Genomic DNA, 20,425 nt, shown 5'->3' on the forward strand with positions numbered 1-20,425 from the left:
TGCTATGCGTCAATGGCGTATAGCATGAATTCTAGGTGTCAGGATAGATAAGGGCAATTAGTCTTTCGTTTCAGCGTTTTTTTCAAAAAAAAACCCGAACCAGTCGGGGTTTTTCTTTCTCAGCTGTGATCAGGCCTCAAGACCACACCCCATCATCAAAAGATGTTGATCGGGTAATCCACAAACACACGCACTTCGTTGCCGCTGACGTTGTACTCGCTCGACTTCTGCGACACGCGCAGGACCGAGCTGCGCAGTTTCACGCTGAGGTCTTTGGCCGGGCCGCTTTGGACGACGTATTTGATCTGGTTGAAGATCTCGCGCTCGGTGCCGCCTTCGCTGGTGGACGTGGTGATGTTGTCACCGCGCACGTAGGCCACGTTGTAGCTCAGGCCCGGTACGCCGAAGGTGCTGAAGTCCAGGCCGTAGCCCACTTGCCAGCTGCGTTCGTCTTCGGCGTTGAAGTCGGACCAGTAGGAGTTCGCCAGGTAGATGGTGTTGCCACCGTCGCCGACGCGACCTTGATCTTTCTGGTAGCCGCCGTAGGCGTAGCCCAGGTTGCTGTCGCCGGTGCTGCGCTGGTGAGCGAGGGTGAACGAGTGCGGGCCGGTGATGAAGGTGGCCGCCAGGCTCCAGATCTTGTTGTCGTCGCCGGTGATACCGTTTTCGCGGACGTAGGAATCTTCCAGCTTGGTGCGGTAGCCGTTGAAGTCCAGGGTCAGGGACTGATCCTTGTCGATCGGGAACACGTAGTTGGCGTTCACGTACTGCTTCTTCAGCACGTCTTCGACGTCGGAAGCGTACAGTGCGGCCTTGAATTGCTCGGTGAACTGGTAGCTACCGCCCAATACGTTGATCGACTTCAAGCCACCGCTGTCACGACCTTCGGCGCTTTTGCGCGATTCGGCGGTGAAGCGACCGGCGTCCAGTTGCAGGCCTTTGATCTCTTTGGAAGTGATCAAGGTGCCGGTGTAACTTTCCGGCAGCAGGCGCGAGTTGTCGTAGTTCAGCACCGGCAGGGCCGGCATCTGGTCGCCGTAGGTCAGGGTAGTGCTGGACAGGCGGAACTTGATCGCCGCGCCGCCCTTGGACAGGTCGTCAGCCGGCTGGCCGCTGTCGCCCTTTTTGAAGAAATCGATGCCTTGCGCGCCGCTACGGTCTTCGCTGCGTTCCAGGCTCAGTGCGTACAGCCCGAAAGCATCCACACCCACACCCACGGTGCCTTGGGTGAAGCCGGACGAGAACGTGCCGATGGCCGCCTGGCCCCACTCGGATTTATCCGGGTTGCCGTCTTTGAAGTCACGGTTCATGTAGGCGTTGCGCAGCAGCACTTTGAGGCTGCTGTCTTCAACAAAACCCTTGGATTCGGCCTGGTCGTTCGCCATGGCCTGTGTCGCACTCAACATCCCCAGAGCGATCAGGCTGATTCGCTTGTTCAACATTTTGTTCTTTTCCTTATTTCCGGTTGATACGCGCTGTGTCGAACTTCCGAAACGGCGCTATCGCGCTCTTATTTCATGACGAAAACAAAAAGGCCCGCCCACGATTTCTCGCGGCGGGCCTTTTATTGTTTTTGAGTCGTGGCGGTCGGCCACAGGCGTTGGGCCGAATCGTAGCTGCGCGCTCAATGACGTGTCAATTTCATGAATCTTCTACAAATAGGCGAAGAACGTCTAAGAAATTGCTTTACGCGGCAGGAATATTCAATCGATGCAGCCGTCGAAACCGCAGACTGCTACGGAACTGGATGAGTCCTGCTCCGGCAGCGACTGACTCAGCCACTGCGCAAATGCCTGGGGTTTGCCCAGCCATGGCCCGATATCGATCAGGGTGAATTGGTCATCGTGCTCAAGCACCAGGGTCGGAAAGCCCTGCCCGCCCACCTTGGCCAAAAAAGCCCGGCTGTTCCTGATATGGCCTTCGGTGTCGGCCGCCCTGAAGGCTCTTTCGAAGGCTTCGCAGTCCAGCCCCATGTCGTGGGCAAGTTCAAACAGTACCGATTCGTCGGCGATGCGGCGCCCCTCCACGTAGTGAGCACTTTGCAAACGCCCCAACAACTCCAGCCCGCGACCTGCCATTTGCTCGGCAGCCAGCACCGCGGCGATGGGTGGAGCCGAGTCGAACACGGCGGTGTGATCGCGCAGCAAACCCTCGAAATAGGCTTCACCGAACGGCTGCCCGCTGTATTCGGCAATACGCCGGTCATGGGGTATGACGTAACTGCGCAGTTGTGGCGAAACCTTTTGCCGATTGGAACCCGTCATCATGCCGCCGCCGTGGGCAATCACGGGCAGCACAGCCTGGGCGGCTTGCACCAGCGGTTTGGCGCCGTAGCACCAACCGCACAACGGGTCGTAGATGTAATGCAGGATCATGGGAAAGCTCCGACAGAAATTCAGGAAAATTCGATGTCGGCAGGTTAGTGCCGCAGCGGCCCCGGAAAAACGCTGGATTGGCTTTCAGTCTGTTGCTTGAATCGGTCGAATGGTTGCGCCACTAAACCCTGTGGGAGTCAGCCTGCTCGCGATAGCGGTGGGTCAGTCGATATAAATGCTGACTGGTCGGGCGCCATCGCGAGCAAGCTCGCTCCCACAGGGACCGGGGTTGTCTACTAAATCTGCGCAAAAAAAAGCGCTGCCATCCCGGCAGCGCTTTTTCTTGTTCAATCCGTTGTTGTTCTTCTTATCCTTCCATCACATCCCACAACGCATCCAGTTCCGCTTCGCTGAATAAACCAGCAGGGTAACGCTCGATCATCGTCCGGCGCGGATCAGTTTCACTGATCTGACGCATTCCATTGGACTTGAACCAGTGCGCCAGGATCTGGAGCGATTCGCTGTTTACTGCCAGGGGATGCAACGCCTTGTCGCTCATTACGTCCACTTCGGCGTTCATTTCAGCGCTCTCTCCCGGTTTGTGAGCGGCTAACTTATCCAAGGTTTATGACAGAACATCGAAGTCCTCCCCTCCCCGAGTTACGACAGCAGAGATACAAGAGCTGTGCCAAGGTTTCTGAAGTTTGGCCAGGCGGATACAAAAAAGCCCGCAGGCCTGAAGGGCCGCGGGCTCCGTGCAACAATGGTGGCTGATCGACAGCCTGAGGGATTTTGCAATCAACTCAAGCTGTTACGGCTTCACTCACTCCTTGTGCGGCGCGGGTTGTTGCTGGGTAAGGCAGTGAATATTGCCGCCCCCCAGTAACAGTTCGCGACCAGGCACCATCACCACTTCATGCTGTGGAAACAGGTTCTGCAAGATTTCCTTTGCCGGGCCATCCAGCGGGTCGTCAAAGCTCGGCGCGATGATGCCGCCGTTGACGATCAGGAAGTTCACGTAGGAACCGGCCAGGCGAACTGTCGGGTTACGTTCCTGAGTACCGTCCACCGGATCGACACCGGCGCACTCTTCCTCGGTCGCAAACAGCGGACCCGGGATCGGCATCTTGTGCACCGTGAACGGGCGGCCCTTGGCGTCGGTGCTGCTTTGCAGCACTTTCATCGCCGCCTGGCAGCGCGGGTAGTTCGGGTCCTGCGGATCATCGGTCCAGGCCAGCAGCACTTCACCCGGACGTACGTAGCAGCAGAAGTTATCCACATGGCCATCGGTTTCGTCGTTGAACAAGCCATCCGGCAGCCAGATGATTTTATCCACAGCCAGGTTCGCACTCAGGACCGCTTCGATTTCCGCGCGACTCATGTGCGGGTTGCGATTGCGGTTGAGCAGGCATTCTTCGGTGGTGATCAGGGTGCCTTCGCCGTCGACGTGAATCGAACCGCCTTCCAGCACGAAGCCTTCAGTGCGGTAGCGCGGGCTGCGCTCGATCTCGAGGATCTTGCCGCCGACCTGCGAGTCACGGTTCCACGGCGAATACAGGCCGCCGTCAAAGCCGCCCCACGAATTGAAGTCCCAGTTCACGCCACGGACTTCACCCTTGTTATTGATGACAAAGGTCGGGCCGGTGTCGCGAACCCAGGCGTCGTCACTGGACATTTCCACCACACGAATATTCGGCACGTCCAGACGGGCACGGGCGTTTTCGTACTGGCCGGCTGAAACCGCCACGGTCACCGGTTCGAAACGGGCGATGGCCTTGGCCACTGCCACGTGCGCGGCTTGTGCCGGTTTGCCACCCAGGCGCCAGTTGTCCGGGCGCTCGGGCCAGATCATCCAGATCTGGGTTTGGGGTGCCCATTCGGCTGGCATGTAGAAGCCGTCGGCGCGAGGGGTGCTGTTCAACGTGGTCATGGCTCAGGACTCCGGAGTGGCATTGATGCCTGACAGAAATGGAAGCGCATTGGTACACGCCGTGGACTGGCCACTTTATATCCGATAAATATCGGCTTTTAAAGCACCTTACATCCACAGTTACAAAAACAGTCGATAAAAAGCCGATATCAATCGAACTAAAACCACCATCCATGTGGGAGCGAGCTTGCTCGCGATGAGGCCATGTCAGTCACAGTTTTTTCGACTGAAAGACCGCTATCGCGAGCAGGCTCGCTCCCACAGGGGGGATGTATTTACAGGCCTTCTGCGAGCACCTTCGACAGCATGTCCACGAAGAAATCCACGCTCTGGCGCGAAGTGACCATCGGCGGCTTGATCTTGAGGATGTTCAGGTAATCGCCGGTCGGCTGCATGAAGATCCCCAGCTCACGCAAGCGATCGCACAGTGCGGTGGTTTCTTCGGTGGCCGGCTCCAGGGTTTCGCGGTTGCGGATCAGTTCGACGCCCAGGTAGAAACCGGAACCATGCACCGCTCCCACTAACGGATGAATATCGATCAACGCTTCGAGGCGCTTCTTGAAGTGCCCGCCAACGACCTGGGCGTTCTCCCAGAGTTTTTCTTCTTCCATCACATCCAGCACGGCCATGCCGACCTGGCAACTGACCGGGCTGCCACCGGCGGACGAGAAGAAGTAACCCTCGGCCTCCAGCGCCTCGGCGATTTCCCGGCGGGTAATGACCGCGCCCAGTGGCTGGCCGTTACCCATGCCCTTGGCCATGGTGATGATGTCCGGTACCACGCCTTGCTCTTCGAAGCCCCAGAAGAAATCGCCCATGCGCCCGTAGCCGACTTGCACTTCGTCGGCGATACACACGCCACCCCTGGCCCGGACCATTGCATAGACTTGTTTCAAATAACCTGGTGGCAGCGAGATACCGCCGGCATTGCCGTACACCGGTTCGCAGATGAAACCGGCCAATTGGCGATTCTGCTCGGCGATTTTCGCCAGGTTGTGTTCGACGCTACGCACATAATCCGGCGCGCTGTCGGGGCCACGGAACTCACCGCGATAGGTGTTTGGCGCGGTCACCGGGTGTACCCAGTCCGGGCGGCTGCTCAAGGCCTTGGGGTTGTCGGCGATCGAAGTCGACACCGAATCCGCGCCCACCGTCCAGCCGTGATAGGCCTCCAGCACACTGAGCATGTCGCGCCCGCCGCTGTAGGCCCACGCCAGGCGAATCGCCAGGTCGTTGGCCTCGCTGCCGCTGTTGACCAGGAACACGCGGTCCATGCCGTCAGGGGACAGCTTCAGCAAACGCTCGGAGAACTCGGCCACGGCTGCGTAGTTGAAGCGCGAGTTGGTGTTGAGCAACGACCACTGGCGGCTGGCGACGGCGGCCATGCGTGGATGGCCGTGGCCCAGCACCGCGACGTTGTTGAGCATGTCGAGGTAGGAACGGCCCTGCATGTCGATCAAATGGTTGCGCCAGCCACGTTCGATGCGCGGCGGGTCGACGTAGTAGTGTTTTTGCGTGCGGGCGAAGCTGGCATCGCGCCGGGCCAGCAAGGTCGGTCCGTCGAGTTCTGCTTCGGCGTCACAAGCCAGCCCCAGCAGCGCCGCAGGTGATGGGCACAACGCTTGCCAGGCCGCCGCACGCGAAGGTGTACAGAACAACGGCGCATTGATCGACGCGCCGCGGCACAACTGCACGATCAATGGCCCGCTGACCGAACCCAGTACCTGGCCTTTGACCAGGGCCGCGCCGCTGTGCAGCGACGGCGTGACGCCCCAAAGCCGCACACTCAATTGCGGGCCGTCCAGTTGCAACACACCCACCGATGGGTGATGCACCACCCCTGCAAACGGCGCTTCGACCGCCGTGTCCTGAGGCACACGCAACTCGACGTGCAACGGGCAAGTGTCCGGTTCAGCGGCGCTGTCCGGGCGGGTGTGGGACAACCGGTATTGCCCGTAACGACTGGCCGCCAGGCCATGTGCCGCGGCCGCTTCATCCAGCAGGCGCTGATCGACGCCTTCCTGCTCCCAGTTCCCGGCCTCGAAATGCGGACTGAGCACACCCAGGTCGATCAGCGCGAACTCACGCCCCACCAGGCTCGGCAACAGCGGCGCGGAGCCTTCACTGCCGATGGTGGGCAGGTTCTGGCCGACGGCGGTGAGGATCGCCGCTTCCATCAGCGCCAACGGCACCGACGTGGCCACACGGAAGATTTCCCATTCATGGACCAGGTTGTCGCGGCTGTAGGCATTGCCCGGATCGATGCTGACCTGCTGTTCGCCGCTGAGCACCAACACCGCCGCGCGGGCAACGATCAGCGGCCACAACGCCAGCAGTTCTTCGTGTTGCAACGGGTTGACCGCGTGATACGCCTGGATTGCCGGCAAAATGCAGAACGGATCGCCCTCGCCATGATGCAGCAGCGCGGCGCAGGTCACCGACAGATCGGTAATGCGCCAGGTGCGCACCAGATCGCCGAAATCGATCACGCCTTGCAGCTGCCAATGGCGCTGCGCATCGCGCTGCCACACTACGTTGTCGTCGGTGATGTCCATGTGAATGGCCTGCACCGGCAGTTTGTCTTGCAGTGGCTGCAAATGCCGCTCGGCTTGTTCGGATGCTTCGACGATCAGTTTGCGCTGGGCTTCGTCCTTGATCACCGGCAGCAAGTGCGCGATCAGGGCGTGAGCATGGCGGGCGTCCCATTGCAGGGTTCGCACCAGCCCCTGATGGTCGAAATCCGCCAGGGCCAGGTCCATTTCGCCGCACAGGCGACCGAAGCCGGACACCACCGTCGGGTTGAAATAGCCGAGGCTCGTCAGCGGCTGGCCTTCGATGTAATCGAGCAGGCGAACGTGCACTGCCTGGCCACCAACGTCCAGAGACAGCAGGTCTGAACCGTTTTTCGCCGCGATAACACGCGGCACATGCACATCGGGGTGCTCGCCCAAATGCCTGAGCCCGGCATGCTGTGCTTGAAGCTCAAGTACCGAGTAGTCGCCACGGCAGATTTTCAGGACGAAACGTCCCTGCTCGCTATCGACGCGATAATTCAGGTCTTGCTGGCTGCCAAGGGCCTGCAAACTGCCGCTGAACCCGTAATGCTCTTCCAGCAGCCCTAGCGCTTGCTCCGCAGACACCTGCGGGCTGGGCAAACTGGCGCGATGAATCAACGTGGCGAGCGGCATACAACGACCCCTGAAATTTTATTAGGCGCCTATATCGCCACTGGTTCGGGCGATACGCAACCCCCCGGGGCCGGCACTGGTCGTTTGTCAGGACGGTATGGACCGTTTTATACCTGTGTACTCGCCTCGATCAGCTATTTGCGCAAGAATGGCGGCCATCAAACGCCTGTTACTGGAGAAACGCCATGAATGTAGTGACCACCGACCTGCCCGGTGTTCTGATCCTCGAACCCAAGGTCTTTGGTGACGAGCGTGGGTTCTTCTACGAGAGCTTCAATGCCAGGGCTTTCAAAGAGGCCACCGGACTGGACACTGAATTCGTGCAAGACAATCACTCCCGTTCGCAGAAGGGCGTGCTGCGCGGTCTGCATTACCAACTGGAAAATACCCAGGGAAAACTGGTTCGCGTCACGGTGGGTGAAGTGCTGGACGTCGCCGTAGACATCCGTCGCAGCTCACCGCACTTCGGTAAATGGGTCGCTGTGCGCCTGTCTGCCGCCAATCATCGCCAGCTCTGGGTCCCAGAAGGTTTCGCCCACGGGTTCGTGGTCTTGAGCGAATTTGCCGAGTTCCTTTACAAAACAACCGACTACTACACGCCATCGGCCGAGCGCAGCATTCGCTGGGACGACCCGGACCTGGCCATCGACTGGCAACTGGAAGGCACGCCGCAACTGTCGGCGAAAGATCAGGCCGGCGTATTGTTCAAGGACGCCGACGTCTTTGCCTGATAGGCCGGCTGAAGTTCGCCGATCAAGATGCAGCTGACCCAAGGCGGGCAAGCCTAGGCATAATGCGCCTGTACCCACAGGCGCATGCTGCTCATGAAACCGACTCTCCCCCCCAGACCCCGTTGGCGCAGCCTGGCCCTGCTGGCACTGTGCCTGGCGCCCTTGCTGTGGCCGCTGGAGCATCTCGCCGAGCGTTACTACCGCAGCGAGCTGGCCAGCCAGAATCGGCAGACCCTCGACCTCTACGTCGCCAACCTGCTGGGTACCCTGCACCGCTATGAAGTGTTGCCGCAGATCCTCGGCGACCTGCCGGCATTGCGCGCCGTGCTCGGTGCGCCGGACGATGGCGTCACCCAAGGCAACGCCAACCGCCTGCTGAAAAACATCGCCACCCAGACCGGTGCCGAAGTCATGTACCTGATGGACGCCACCGGCAAGACCCTGGCCGCCTCCAACTGGGACAAACATGACAGTTTTGTCGGGCGCAATTTTTCCTTCCGGCCGTATTTCAGCGAAGCCATGGCCGGGAAGCTCGGGCGCTTTTTCGGCCTGGGCACGACCTCCGCCAAGCGCGGTTACTTCTTCGCCGCCGGCGTGCGCGACGGCGAAAAAATCGTTGGCGTGCTGGTGGTCAAGGTCGACCTCGACCACACCGAAAGCCTGTGGGGTAAAACCCCGGAACAACTGCTGCTGACTGACCACAACGGCGTGGTCATTCTCACGTCGCGACCGGAGTGGCGATTCCGCTCGACCCGTCCGTTGAACGAGGAAGAAAGCAAGGCCATCACTGCGATCCAGCCCTATCCAACCCGCGATCCCAAACCGCTGAAGCTCAACCCCAATGCCTGGTTGACCCAGACCCAGCAAATCGCCGAAACCGGCTGGAATGTCAGCATCCTCGCCCCGCGTACCTTGATCGACCGCCCGGTGCGCACGGTGGTGGCCATCGGCGGTGCAACGCTGCTGGTGTTGATGCTGTTGCTTGGCCTGATGATGCAGCGCCGTCGCCATTACCTCGAGCGCATTGCTTTCGAAGCCAAGGCCCGCCGCGAACTGGAAGGTCGGGTCGCCGAGCGCACCAGCGATCTTGAAGGCCTGAACCGGCGCCTGAAACAGGAAGTGCTGGAGCGCGAACAGGCCCAGCAGGAGCTGGTACGTGCCCAGGATGATCTGGTGCAGGCCGGCAAATTGTCGGCACTGGGCACCATGTCGGCGAGCATCAGCCACGAACTCAATCAGCCGCTGGCAGCGATTCGCAGCTACGCGGAAAACGCCGAAGTATTACTCGATCACCAGCGCACCGACGATGCTCGCGGCAACCTCAAGTTGATCAGCGAATTGACCGGTCGCATGGCCTCGATCATTGCTCACTTGCGCGCCTTTGCCCGACGCGACCGACATGCCCCGGAAAGCGTCGCCCTGCAACCGGCGCTGGACGATGCCCTGGCCTTACTGGCCAAGCGTCGACGCAGCATGGAAGTCGAGCTGATCCGTGATCTGCCCGCCGCCACCCTGTGGGTCGAGGCCGGGGAAACCCGCTTGCGCCAGGTACTCGGCAATCTGCTGGCCAACGCCCTGGATGCCCTGACGGAAAAAGGCCCGCCACGTAAACTCTGGCTGAGTGCCCAATCCACAGCCGATGGCGTCAACCTGTACATTCGCGACAACGGCCCCGGCTTTTGCATGGAAGCCCTTGGGCGCGCCAGCGAGCCGTTCTACACCACCAAGACCCGCACCCAGGGCCTTGGCTTAGGGCTGGCGATTTGCGAAACCCTGATGCGCGCCTTCGGCGGTGAACTTTCGTTCGCCAACCACAAGGAGGGCGGCGCCCTGATTACCCTGAAGCTGCGCGCAGGCGCACCGGGCGTGAGCCTGCAACCGTCCGAGGACCGAAGTGCATGACCATCGACAACCGCATTCAGGTCGTGTTGATCGACGACGATCCCCACTTGCGCCAGGCCTTGAGCCAAACGCTGGATCTGGCGGGCCTGAAAATCCTGCCGTTGGCCGAAGCCAAGGGCCTGGCCGCGCAACTTGAACGTGATTGGCCAGGGGTGGTGGTCAGCGACATCCGCATGCCCGGCATGGACGGTCTCGAACTGTTGACCGAACTGCACGCCCAAGACCCTGAGCTCCCGGTGCTGTTGATCACCGGCCACGGCGATGTGCCGCTGGCCGTGCAGGCCATGCGCGCCGGAGCCTATGACTTTCTGGAAAAACCCTTCGCCAGCGACGCCCTGCTCGACAGCGTGCGCCGCGCATTGGCCCTGCGCCGGCTGGTGCTGGACAACCGCAGCCTGCGGCTGGCCTTGAGCGACCGCAACGAGCTGAGCACACGGCTGGTTGGCCACTCACCTTCGATGCTGCGCCTGCGCGAGCAGATCGGTGCCCTCGCGGCGACCAAGGCCGATGTACTGATCCTCGGCGAAACCGGCGCTGGCAAAGAAGTCGTGGCCCGGGCGCTGCACGATTTATCAAGCCGTCGAAACGGTCCGTTCGTGGCGATCAACGCCGGTGCCCTGGCCGAATCAGTGGTCGAAAGCGAGCTGTTCGGCCACGAGCCCGGCGCCTTCACCGGCGCGCAGAAACGCCGCATCGGCAAGTTCGAATTCGCCAATGGCGGCACGCTGTTCCTCGATGAAATCGAAAGCATGAGCCTGGATGTGCAGGTCAAATTGCTGCGTTTGCTGCAAGAGCGGGTGGTCGAACGCCTGGGCGGCAATCAACTGATCCCGCTGGACATCCGCATCATCGCCGCCACCAAGGAAGACCTGCGCCAGGCGGCGGATCAAGGGCGTTTCCGTGCCGACTTGTATTACCGCCTGAACGTCGCACCGCTGCGGATTCCACCGCTGCGCGAACGGGGCGAAGATGCGCTGATGCTGTTCCAGCATTTTGCCGATGAGGCCAGTGCCCGCCACGGCTTGCCACCCCATGAGCTGCAACCGGGGCAACGAGCCTTGCTGCTGCGCCACACTTGGCCCGGCAACGTGCGAGAGCTGCAAAATGCGGCCGAGCGTTTTGCCCTCGGGCTGGAACTGGCCCTCGACAACAGTTCGCCGGATGGCAGCGCTGGCACCAGGGTCGAAGTCGTCAGCGGCGGTTTGAGCGAGCAAGTGGAGAACTTCGAAAAAACACTCATCGCCGCCGAACTGGCACGCTCGCACAGCTCCGTGCGCAGCGTCGCCGAAGCCCTCGGCATTCCGCGCAAGACCCTGCATGACAAACTGCGTAAACACGGTCTGAGTTTCGCCGACAGTGGCGCCTCGGCCCACCCTGACGACCTCGACTGAGCTACCGTCCAATCATCCACTTCAAGCAAGAGGCCCCTGAATGAGCCGCGACAGTCGACAACTGGAATCAGTCCTCCATCACGACATTCCCCTCACCCGGGACATGGGCCTCAAAGTGCTCGACTGGCATGACCAGCAACTGCGCCTGCACTTGCCGCTGGAAGCCAACGTCAACCACAAGAGCACCATGTTCGGCGGCAGCCTGTATTGCGGCGCGGTCCTGGCCGGTTGGGGCTGGCTGCATTTGCGCCTCAAGGAAGAAGGCATTACCGACGGGCACATCGTGATTCAGGAAGGGCAGATCAGCTATCCGCTGCCGGTGACGGGCGATGCCAACGCCATTTGCCAGGCACCGGACCCGGTGATCTGGAAGAAGTTTTTGACCACGTTCCAGCGGTACAGCCGAGCGCGGTTGACGCTGCATACGCGGGTCGTCAATGAAGGCCGTGATGAGGATGCGGTGAGGTTTGTCGGGCAGTATGTGTTGCACCGCTAAACCAGGACGACCGCAAAACCTGTGGGAGCGAGCTTGCTCGCGATGGGGTCGTCAAAGCCAACATTGTAGTTGCCTGACACACTGCCATCGCGAGCAAGCTCGCTCCCACAAAGATTTGCATCAGCGCGTGGGAACGATCTTATGCGCGTGCCAATTCCAGCAGCTTCTCCCGCCAGGCCGCCTTCGCCGGCAGCGCCAGAAAGAATGCGTTCAACAGCGACTCCCGCGCCGGATAGCTGAACGGCTCACCACTCAACTCCAGCACCTCACCACCCGCGCCTTCCAGCACACCTTGCGCCGCCGCCGTGTCCCACTGCGAAGTCGGTGCCAGGCGCGGATAGCAATCCGCCGCCCCTTCGGCCAGCAGGCAAAACTTCAACGAACTGCCGATATTGGCCAGTTGCAGTTCGCCAAGGCTGGCGCTCAGCCCGGCCAGCAAACGCTCCTGCTCCGGGCTCGAATGGCGACGGCTGGCCACCACGGTGAACGACTCGCCTGGCGCTAATGCATCACGCACCTTGATCGCCACCGGCGTGCCACCTTTATCGCCACGCCAGGCACCGAGGCCGGCGCCACCGACATAGAAACGACCGTTGGTCGGCATCGACACCACACCGAAAACCACCCGACCATTTTCGATCAGAGCGATGTTGACGGTGAACTCTTCGCTGCCGTTGATGAACTCCTTGGTGCCATCCAACGGATCGACCAGCCACCAACGCTGCCATCCGGCACGCACGCTTTGCGGAATGTTGGCGTCTTCCTCAGACAGCACCGGAATGCCCGGATCGAGCGCCGTCAGCCCGGCCAGAATCAGGTGGTGCGCGGCCAGGTCGGCAGCGGTTACTGGCGAATCATCAGCCTTCGCCGTGACGGCCGTGCCTGTGCGCCAGAACGGCAGGATCGCGTCGCCAGCCTGCAAGGCCAGCTCGATGACCGGTGCCATCAACGGATGCGGGAAATTCATGGCTGGAACGCTCCGCGCTGAGTCAACAGGTCTCGGGCCAGGTACAGCGCCGCCAAGGCACGGCCTTCGGTAAATTGCGGGTTTTGCGCCAGCGCCGAGAGTTCACGCAGATTGACCTTGTCCACCCGCATTGGCTCTGGCTCGTCGCCCTCCAGGCGCTCTTCGTAGAGGTCGGTGGCCAGCACCACTTGAATCTTCTGGCTCATGTAACCGGGGGACAGCGACAACTCGGTCAGGTGCTCCAGTTGCCGCGCGCCGAAACCGGCCTCTTCCTTGAGCTCACGCTCGGCCGCCGCCAGCACGTCTTCACCCGGCTCGATCAACCCCTTGGGCAACGACATTTCATACTCATCCGTGCCGCCGCAATACTCCTCGACCAGCACCGCATGCTCGGCATCGAGCATCGCCACGATCATTACCGCGCCGTACCCGGCCCCTTTGCCAACCAGGCGTTCATACGTGCGCTCCACGCCGTTGGAAAAGCGCAGCTTCATCTCCTCCACGCAGAACAATCGACTGGTGGCGACAATTTCGCGGGCGAGTATGGTGGGTTTCTGGCGCATGCAAAGCTCCTTGGCGTGAACGCGCTACTATAACGCGGCTTTCCCGATTGTTTACGCCAGAAATCTTTCTACTGCCTGAGACGTTGCCATGCCTTCATTACCCTGGTCCGACATCGATACCGTTCTGCTGGACATGGACGGCACGCTGCTGGACCTGCATTTCGACAACCACTTCTGGATGGAGCACCTGCCCCAGCGTTACGCCGAACTGCACGGGGTCAGCCGGGCCATGGCCGAGATGGAACTGCAGCCGTTGTTCGAGCGCAATGCCGGCCAGTTGCAGTGGTATTGCCTGGACTTCTGGAGCGCCGAACTGAACCTGTCGGTGCGCGACCTGAAACTGGAAACCGCACATCTGATCGTCCTGCGCCCGGATGCCGACACCTTTCTGGCGGCGATCAAACGGGCCGGCAAGCGCGTGGTACTGATCACTAATGCCCATCGGGATGCGCTGTCGTTGAAGCTGGAAAAAATCGAACTGGCGCCCTATTTCGAGCGTTTGATCAGCTCCCATGACTACGGCTTCCCCAAGGAAAACCCACAGTTCTGGGATGCGCTGCAAGCCGATATCGATTTCGACCCGGCGCGCAGCCTGTTCATCGACGACACCTTGCCGATCCTGCGCAGTGCGCGGGACTTTGGCGTGGCGCATTTGCTGGCCGTGCGCGAACCAGACAGCCGCAAAGGGCCGAAGGATACGGCGGAGTTTTCAGCGGTCGGGGATTATCGGGATTTGATTGCGGGGCTTTGATTGACCGTAGGAGCTGCCGCAGGCTGCGATCTTTTCATCTTAATTGCGTCAAGGTCAAAAGATCGCAGCCTACGGCAGCTCCTACGGGCCTCGTGTTACTCGGGAATCCGCAACGACTGCCCCGGATAGATCTTGTCCGGGTGCGACAGCATTGGTTTGTTGGCCTCGAAGATTTTGTTGTACTTGTTGGCATCGCCGTACACACGCTTGGAAATCGCGCTGAGGGTGTCGCCCTTCACGACGGTGACAAACACCGCGGCAGCAACGACAGGCCCCGTCACAGTAATCTGATCATCCACGCTGCCAACCCCGGCAATATTGCCCACCGCCAGCAGGATCTTTTCCTTCTCTTCCTGACTCGCCACTTCACCGGTCACCGTGACCTTGTCACCCTCGACCGTCGCCTGCACATTCGGGTTGCCCAAACCAACCTTGCTGATGTGTTCTTTCAACTGCTCACTGGCATTGGCGTTGCCTGGCGTCAGCAAATCCAGCAGCTTCTCGCCTGCTTCCTTCACAAAGCTCAAAAGACTCATGGTGCACTCTCCTTGGGTTTTGGGTTCCAGACGTCAAAGCCTAGACCACGGCCGTTACTTGCGAATCCAACCCGACCAATGACCCCGCATGCGATAGAATCCGCACCTTCCCGCGCCCTGGAGCGAAGATGGACATCAAGCAGCTGAAATTCCTCATCGCGCTCGACGAAACCCGCCATTTCGGCCAGGCCGCCGCACGCTGCCACATCACCCAGCCGACCCTGTCCATGCGCCTGCGCAGCCTCGAAGAAGAACTCGACATGCCGCTGGTCAATCGTGGTCAGCGCTTCGAAGGTTTTACAGCGCCGGGCGAGCGAGTGCTGGCGTGGGCGCGCACGGTGCTGGCGGCGTACGACGGCTTGTACGCCGAGGCGGCCGCCTGTCGCGGCAATCTGGTCGGTACGTTGCGTCTGGGCGTGGTGCCGCTGTCGAGTTTCGATCCGCTGCCGCTGCTGCAACGCCTGCACGGGGAGCACCCGAACCTGCGCTTCGAGCTTTCGGCGCTGAGTTCGGAACAGATACTCGAACAACTGGCGAACAATCGCCTGGATCTCGGCGTGTCGTACCTGGAGCGCCTGGACGCCGAACGCTTCGACTCGCTGAGCTTCAGCGAAACCCACATGGGCCTGCTCTACGACCAACGCTTTTTCAGCTTTGGCGAGGCGCCGCTGAGCTGGGAATCATTGATCGAACTACCCTTGGGCATGCTCACCAGCGGCATGCACTTTCGCCAATCCATCGACCACAATTTCCACAGCCGCGGCCTCAACCCGCAGCCCTTGTTGCAAACGGATGCAGTGCATCAACTGTTACAAGCAGTGCACGGTGGCTTGTGCTGCGCCGTGATGCCGTTGGACGGTGGGCTGGAGGGCCTGACCGATCATCTGCGCCTGCAACCGATCGAAAACGCCCAGACCCTGGGCCGACTGGGGCTGATCATGCGTCGCAGCGCGCCACGCTCGGCCTTGGCGGAGGCCTGTTTCGCGATCTATCAGCAATCGTTGCCCAGTGCTTGATCGACGGCATCTATCGGCAGATCAGTACTAACGATTAGACGTGACAAGTTGTCACGCCTAGTCTTAAAGCTGATCAAACCGTGGGTGATGCCATGAACACCAAGCGCCCAGCCTGCGCGGCGCCTGCCCTCGAAACGCCCGCGCCCGCCGCCAGCCAGACGTACAGCTACAGCAACCTTGAAGACACGGAATCGACCAGCACCGCGCTGGCCGAGGAAGTCGCGTTGGCGATTGCCTACAACGGCATCAGCCAGGCGGTCATGCTGGTAACGCCGACGGACCTCGAAGACTTCATTGTCGGCTTCAGCCTGGGCAGCGGCATCATCCAGGACGCCACGGACATCTACGACCTGCAACTGACCGGCTCGGGCTCGGCGCAATACGCGCAAGTGACCATCGCCAACCGCGCCTTCTGGAACCTCAAGCAGCAGCGTCGGCAACTGGCCGGCACCAGCGGTTGCGGGCTCTGTGGCGTGGAAGCGGTCGAGCAGGCTTTACCGGACCTTCAGGTATTGCCCGGTGCCCCGCTGCCGCCTGCCGAATGGCTCGATGGCCTGCGCCAGCGCATCGGCGCGTTCCAGCCTCTTGGCCAGCACAGTGGTGCGGTGCATGCCGCGGTGTTCATGAACGATCAAGGCGAGTTGCTGCTGGGCCGTGAAGACATCGGCCGACACAACGCCCTCGACAAACTGATCGGTGGCCTTGTCCGCCAGAACATCCCGATTGCCGGCGGGCTGGCGATTGTCACCAGCCGCTGCAGTCTCGAATTGATCCAGAAAGTCCTGCGCGCCGGGATCCAGACCCTGGTCAGCCTGTCGTCGCCTACGGGCCTTGCCGTGCAATGGGCCCGTCGCCACAACCTCAACCTCATCCATCTGCCACAGAAGAATGCGCCACGGGTCTACAGCCCAACGTTGGAGAAACAAGCGTGAGTCAACACCGTCAAGCCGACCAGACACCTGTCCCTCGCTACAAGCCCTACAAAGGCCCGGCCGGCGGCTGGGGCGCACTGATCAGCGTCGCCCAGGCCTGGTTGACCAGCGACAACGCGCTGAAAAACCTGCGCATAATGCTCAAGACCAACCAGAACGGCGGCTTCGACTGCCCAGGTTGCGCCTGGGGCGATTCTCCGGAAAAGGGCATGGTGATGTTCTGCGAGAACGGCGCCAAGGCGGTGAACTGGGAAGCGACCAAACGCCGTGTCGATGCCAAATTCTTCGCTAAACACAGCGTCACCGCGTTGCTGGAACAGAGCGACTATTGGCTCGAATATCAGGGTCGGCTGACCGAGCCGATGAGCTATGACGCCGAAACCGACCGCTACAAACCGATCAGCTGGGACGATGCCTTCGCGCTGATCGCCAAACACCTGAACGGCCTGTCGAGCCCGGATCAGGCCGAGTTCTACACCTCGGGGCGGGCCAGCAACGAAGCGGCTTTTCTCTATCAACTGTTCGTGCGCGCCTATGGCACCAACAACTTCCCTGACTGCTCGAACATGTGCCACGAGGCCAGTGGTGTCGCGTTGTCGCAAAGCGTCGGGGTCGGCAAAGGCACCGTGACCTTCGACGACTTCGAACACGCCGATGCGATTTTCGTCTGGGGCCAGAACCCCGGCACCAACCACCCACGGATGCTCGAACCGCTGCGCGAAGCGGTGAAGCGCGGCGCGCAAGTGGTGTGCATCAACCCGCTCAAGGAGCGTGGCCTGGAACGTTTCCAGCACCCGCAGCACGCGATCGAAATGCTCACCAACGGCGACAAGCCGACCAACACCGCGTTCTTCCGCCCGGCCCTGGGTGGTGACATGGCGATCATGCGCGGCATGGCGAAATTCCTCCTGCTGTGGGAACGCGACGCGCAGAAAACCGGTGATCCGGCGGTGTTCGACCACGACTTCCTCAATGAGCACAGCGTCAACGTGCTGGATTACCTGGCGACCATCGACGAAACACCGTGGGAGCAGATCGTCGAGCAGTCCGGCCTGAGCCTGGTGGAAATCGAGCAGGCGGCGCGCATGTACGCCAAGGGCAAGAACGTCATCATGTGCTGGGCGATGGGCATCACCCAACACCGCCATTCGGTGGCGACCATCCAGGAAATCGCCAACCTGATGCTGCTGCGCGGCAACATCGGCCGGCCGGGTGCCGGCCTGTGCCCGGTGCGTGGCCACAGCAACGTGCAGGGCGACCGGACCATGGGCATCAACGAACGCCCTCCTGCCGCGTTCCTCGATGTCCTGGAGCGGCGCTTCCAGTTCAAGGTGCCACGCCACAACGGCCACAACGTGGTCGAGGCGATTCACGCCATGGCTGAGGGCCGGGCGAAAGTTTTCATCGGTCTGGGCGGCAACTTCGCCCAGGCCACGCCGGACAGCCCGCGCACGTTCCAGGCCTTGCAAAACTGCGACCTGACCGTGCAGATCAGCACCAAGCTCAACCGCAGCCATTTGACCCACGGCAAGGACGCGCTGATCCTGCCGTGCCTGGGTCGCACCGACATTGATATCCAGACCCAAGGCCCGCAAGCGATCACCGTCGAAGATTCGTTCAGCATGGTCCACGCCTCCAATGGCCAGCTGCAGCCGCTGTCGAACCAGATGCGCTCGGAACCGGCGATCCTGGCCGGCATCGCTGCCGCGACTCTGGGCAGCCACCCGGTGGACTGGAACTGGCTGGTGGCCGACTACAGCCGCATCCGCGACCTGATCGCCGAGACCATTCCCGGCTTCAAGGACTTCAACGAGAAGATCAAGAACCCGGGCGGCTTCTACCTGGGCAACAGTGCCGGTGCACGCAAGTGGGACACCGCCTCGGGCCGGGCCAATTTCCGCTCGAACGCGCTGCCCAAAGACCTGGTGCACGAACGCACCCGCGCCACCGGTGTGCTGCCGGACCTGATCATGCAATCGATGCGTTCCCACGATCAGTACAACACCACCATCTATGGCCTCAACGACCGTTATCGCGGCGTGAAGGGTCAACGGGACGTGTTGTTCGTCAACGAAGCCGACATCATTCGCCTGGGCTTCAAGCCGGGGCAAAAGGCGGACATTGTTTCGCTCTGGGACGATGGTGTTGAACGTCGGGTGAAAGGCTTCACGCTGCTGGCGTTTGATATCCCGGCCGGGCAAGCGGCGGCCTATTATCCGGAAGTGAATCCATTGGTGCCGCTGGAAAGCACCGGCGATGGCAGCCATACGCCGACGTCGAAGTTCGTGGCGATCCGGTTGGAAGCGGCGAGTGAGACCGGGTTGATCATGGCCAAGTCTGCGTAACACGTTGTCTGAACTGGCCCYATCGCGAGCAAGCTCGCTCCCACATTGGAATGCGRTCTCCTGTGGGAGCGAGCTTGCTCGCGATGAGGCCAGACCAATCACCAAAAGCTCCGGACCCTGCACTTTCCTTTCGCCCACAAAAAAGGCCGCTTTCTAATGAAAACGGCCTTTGCGAATAAGTAAAAGACCGGCAAAAAAACGTTAAGTTCCGCCCGAAAAACAGTAACTTGCAATATTGTATACAGGTCGTGTTATTCGTCGGATTTCGATTGTCACGCCCATTCCAGAGCCTCAGGATCGCGCCGTCATCCCCTTGAGGTTCCTCCATGAAGTTCTCCTCGATTCTCTTGTTGTCCCTTGGCCTGGTCAGCGGTATTGCGTCTGCTGGCGGCACTACCGAAGCCGGCGTAGGCGGCGCATTGGGCGGGGTTTTAGGCTCGGTCGTCGGTCAGTCGTTAGGCGGCAATACAGGTTCCACCATCGGCGCAGCCCTGGGTGGCGCGGGTGGTAGCGCCGTCGGCGCAAACAAACACAGCCGTGGCGAAGCAGCCCTTGGCGGTGCGTTGGGTGCCGCAGGCGGTAACGTGGTCGGCCGCAGCGTGGGCGGCACCAGCGGCAGCCTGATCGGCGCCGCAGCAGGCGGCGGTGCCGGTGGCGCGCTGGGTAACTACATGGGCAAAGAGTACGATAATGATGATGACGGCGATCGTCGTTACTATCGCGGTCATGACGATCGTCGCTACTACCGTGACGGCCATCCGGGCCGTGGCCATGCCTATGGCCATCGCAAGCACCACCACAAGTATTACCGCGACTAAGGCCCCGAGCGCCTCGCTGGTGAGTACAACAAAAATCGCAGCCCAAGGGCTGCGATTTTTTTTGCCTTACTGAACCACCAGACGCTCCAGCGCCCCGCGCAACCCGGCTGGAATCGCCACGGGTTGATTCGACGCACGATCGACAAACACATGTACGAAGCGCCCAGCCGCACAGGCTTCATCTTCCCCTTGCTTGAACACGGCCAGTTCGTATTGCACCGAACTGTTGCCCAACTTGCCCACCCGCAGACCGATCTCGATGCGGTCCGGGAAGGCAATGGAAGCAAAGTAATCACAGGTCGAGCTCACCACGAGCCCCACCACCTCACCGTCATGGATATCCAGACCGCCGACTTCGATCAGGTAAGTGTTCACCGCCGTATCGAAGAAGCTGTAGTAGGTAACGTTGTTAACGTGACCGTAGGCGTCGTTGTCGTGCCAGCGGGTGGTGATGGGCTGGAAGTGCGGGTAGTCGGTGCGTTGGATTGCCGGGTTGGACATCAGTGTCAGTTCCTGGAGTGGGTTCTGCAGTCTAAGGTGAAAC

At 60.9% G+C, this 20,425-nt stretch carries 18 protein-coding genes; 9 read left to right on the forward strand and 9 right to left on the reverse strand.

Going from position 1 to position 20,425, the window contains the following annotated elements:
• Positions 1–155 precede the first annotated feature (155 nt).
• From AC1D1M_RS10395 to AC1D1M_RS10415, 5 genes are all read right to left on the reverse strand, one after another.
• Positions 156–1,442, reverse strand: coding sequence for an OprD family porin (locus AC1D1M_RS10395; protein ID WP_477775558.1), 1,287 nt, complete (start codon positions 1,440–1,442; stop codon positions 156–158).
• 261 nt (positions 1,443–1,703) lie between these two features.
• Positions 1,704–2,375 carry a DsbA family protein gene (locus tag AC1D1M_RS10400; RefSeq protein ID WP_477775559.1) on the reverse strand — a complete coding sequence of 224 codons (672 nt, stop codon included), beginning with the start codon at positions 2,373–2,375 and terminating at the stop codon, positions 1,704–1,706.
• A gap of 307 nt (positions 2,376–2,682) precedes the next feature.
• Entirely contained in the window at positions 2,683–2,895 is a 213-nt protein-coding gene (locus AC1D1M_RS10405) for a hypothetical protein (RefSeq protein WP_477775560.1), read from the reverse strand.
• Between the two features lie 243 nt (positions 2,896–3,138).
• Positions 3,139–4,245: an agmatine deiminase gene (gene aguA, locus AC1D1M_RS10410; protein ID WP_477775561.1), complete on the reverse strand. Its 1,107-nt coding sequence runs from the start codon at positions 4,243–4,245 to the stop codon at positions 3,139–3,141.
• Between the two features lie 275 nt (positions 4,246–4,520).
• On the reverse strand, positions 4,521–7,433 hold the full coding sequence (locus AC1D1M_RS10415) for an aminotransferase (RefSeq protein WP_477775562.1): 2,913 nt from the start codon (positions 7,431–7,433) through the stop codon (positions 4,521–4,523).
• A gap of 185 nt (positions 7,434–7,618) precedes the next feature.
• Between AC1D1M_RS10415 and rfbC the strand changes: the two genes are divergently transcribed.
• The 4 genes from rfbC to AC1D1M_RS10435 all read left to right on the forward strand — a co-directional run bounded on the left by rfbC (position 7,619) and on the right by AC1D1M_RS10435 (position 11,953).
• Complete coding sequence (gene rfbC, locus AC1D1M_RS10420) at positions 7,619–8,164, forward strand: dTDP-4-dehydrorhamnose 3,5-epimerase (RefSeq protein WP_477775563.1); 546 nt, start codon at positions 7,619–7,621, stop codon at positions 8,162–8,164.
• 93 nt (positions 8,165–8,257) lie between these two features.
• Complete coding sequence (locus tag AC1D1M_RS10425) at positions 8,258–10,066, forward strand: sensor histidine kinase (protein WP_477775564.1); 1,809 nt, start codon at positions 8,258–8,260, stop codon at positions 10,064–10,066.
• A complete protein-coding gene (locus AC1D1M_RS10430) occupies positions 10,063–11,457 on the forward strand; it encodes a sigma-54-dependent transcriptional regulator (RefSeq protein ID WP_477775565.1) in 1,395 nt (464 codons plus the stop codon). The genes AC1D1M_RS10425 and AC1D1M_RS10430 overlap by 4 nt, the downstream gene beginning before the upstream one ends.
• Positions 11,458–11,497: 40 nt before the next feature.
• Positions 11,498–11,953 (forward strand): YiiD C-terminal domain-containing protein, encoded by a 456-nt coding sequence (locus AC1D1M_RS10435; protein ID WP_008003181.1) that lies wholly within the window; start codon positions 11,498–11,500, stop codon positions 11,951–11,953.
• A gap of 139 nt (positions 11,954–12,092) precedes the next feature.
• Here AC1D1M_RS10435 and cysQ read toward each other — a convergent pair whose 3' ends face one another.
• Together cysQ and nudE are read right to left on the reverse strand one after the other, a co-directional pair.
• Positions 12,093–12,920, reverse strand: a complete 828-nt coding sequence (cysQ, locus tag AC1D1M_RS10440; RefSeq protein ID WP_477775566.1) for a 3'(2'),5'-bisphosphate nucleotidase CysQ — start codon at positions 12,918–12,920, stop codon at positions 12,093–12,095.
• The gene (gene nudE, locus AC1D1M_RS10445) at positions 12,917–13,483 is read right to left on the reverse strand and encodes an ADP compounds hydrolase NudE (RefSeq protein WP_477775567.1); all 567 of its coding nucleotides are present in this window, start codon (positions 13,481–13,483) and stop codon (positions 12,917–12,919) included. The genes cysQ and nudE overlap by 4 nt, the downstream gene beginning before the upstream one ends.
• Before the next feature lie 88 nt (positions 13,484–13,571).
• Between nudE and yrfG the strand changes: the two genes are divergently transcribed.
• Entirely contained in the window at positions 13,572–14,234 is a 663-nt protein-coding gene (gene yrfG / locus AC1D1M_RS10450; protein WP_477775568.1) for a GMP/IMP nucleotidase, read from the forward strand.
• 95 nt (positions 14,235–14,329) lie between these two features.
• Here the strand turns inward: yrfG and lysM are convergent, their stop codons facing one another.
• The gene (gene lysM / locus AC1D1M_RS10455; protein ID WP_477775569.1) at positions 14,330–14,770 is read right to left on the reverse strand and encodes a peptidoglycan-binding protein LysM; all 441 of its coding nucleotides are present in this window, start codon (positions 14,768–14,770) and stop codon (positions 14,330–14,332) included.
• A gap of 128 nt (positions 14,771–14,898) precedes the next feature.
• Here lysM and AC1D1M_RS10460 point away from each other — a divergent pair, with 128 nt between their 5' ends.
• The 4 genes from AC1D1M_RS10460 to AC1D1M_RS10475 all read left to right on the forward strand — a co-directional run bounded on the left by AC1D1M_RS10460 (position 14,899) and on the right by AC1D1M_RS10475 (position 19,881).
• The gene (locus AC1D1M_RS10460) at positions 14,899–15,786 is read left to right on the forward strand and encodes a LysR family transcriptional regulator (RefSeq protein WP_477775570.1); all 888 of its coding nucleotides are present in this window, start codon (positions 14,899–14,901) and stop codon (positions 15,784–15,786) included.
• 92 nt (positions 15,787–15,878) lie between these two features.
• Entirely contained in the window at positions 15,879–16,718 is an 840-nt protein-coding gene (fdhD, locus tag AC1D1M_RS10465) for a formate dehydrogenase accessory sulfurtransferase FdhD (protein WP_477775571.1), read from the forward strand.
• Positions 16,715–19,063, forward strand: a complete 2,349-nt coding sequence (locus tag AC1D1M_RS10470; RefSeq protein WP_477775572.1) for an FdhF/YdeP family oxidoreductase — start codon at positions 16,715–16,717, stop codon at positions 19,061–19,063. Before fdhD ends, AC1D1M_RS10470 begins: the two co-directional genes overlap by 4 nt.
• A 326-nt stretch (positions 19,064–19,389) precedes the next feature.
• Complete coding sequence (locus AC1D1M_RS10475; protein ID WP_477775573.1) at positions 19,390–19,881, forward strand: glycine zipper domain-containing protein; 492 nt, start codon at positions 19,390–19,392, stop codon at positions 19,879–19,881.
• Positions 19,882–19,947: 66 nt separating this feature from the next.
• Here AC1D1M_RS10475 and AC1D1M_RS10480 read toward each other — a convergent pair whose 3' ends face one another.
• On the reverse strand, positions 19,948–20,382 hold the full coding sequence (locus AC1D1M_RS10480) for an acyl-CoA thioesterase (RefSeq protein ID WP_477775574.1): 435 nt from the start codon (positions 20,380–20,382) through the stop codon (positions 19,948–19,950).
• Positions 20,383–20,425: the final 43 nt, after the last annotated feature.

The organism is Pseudomonas sp. P1_F7 (assembly GCF_056405655.1).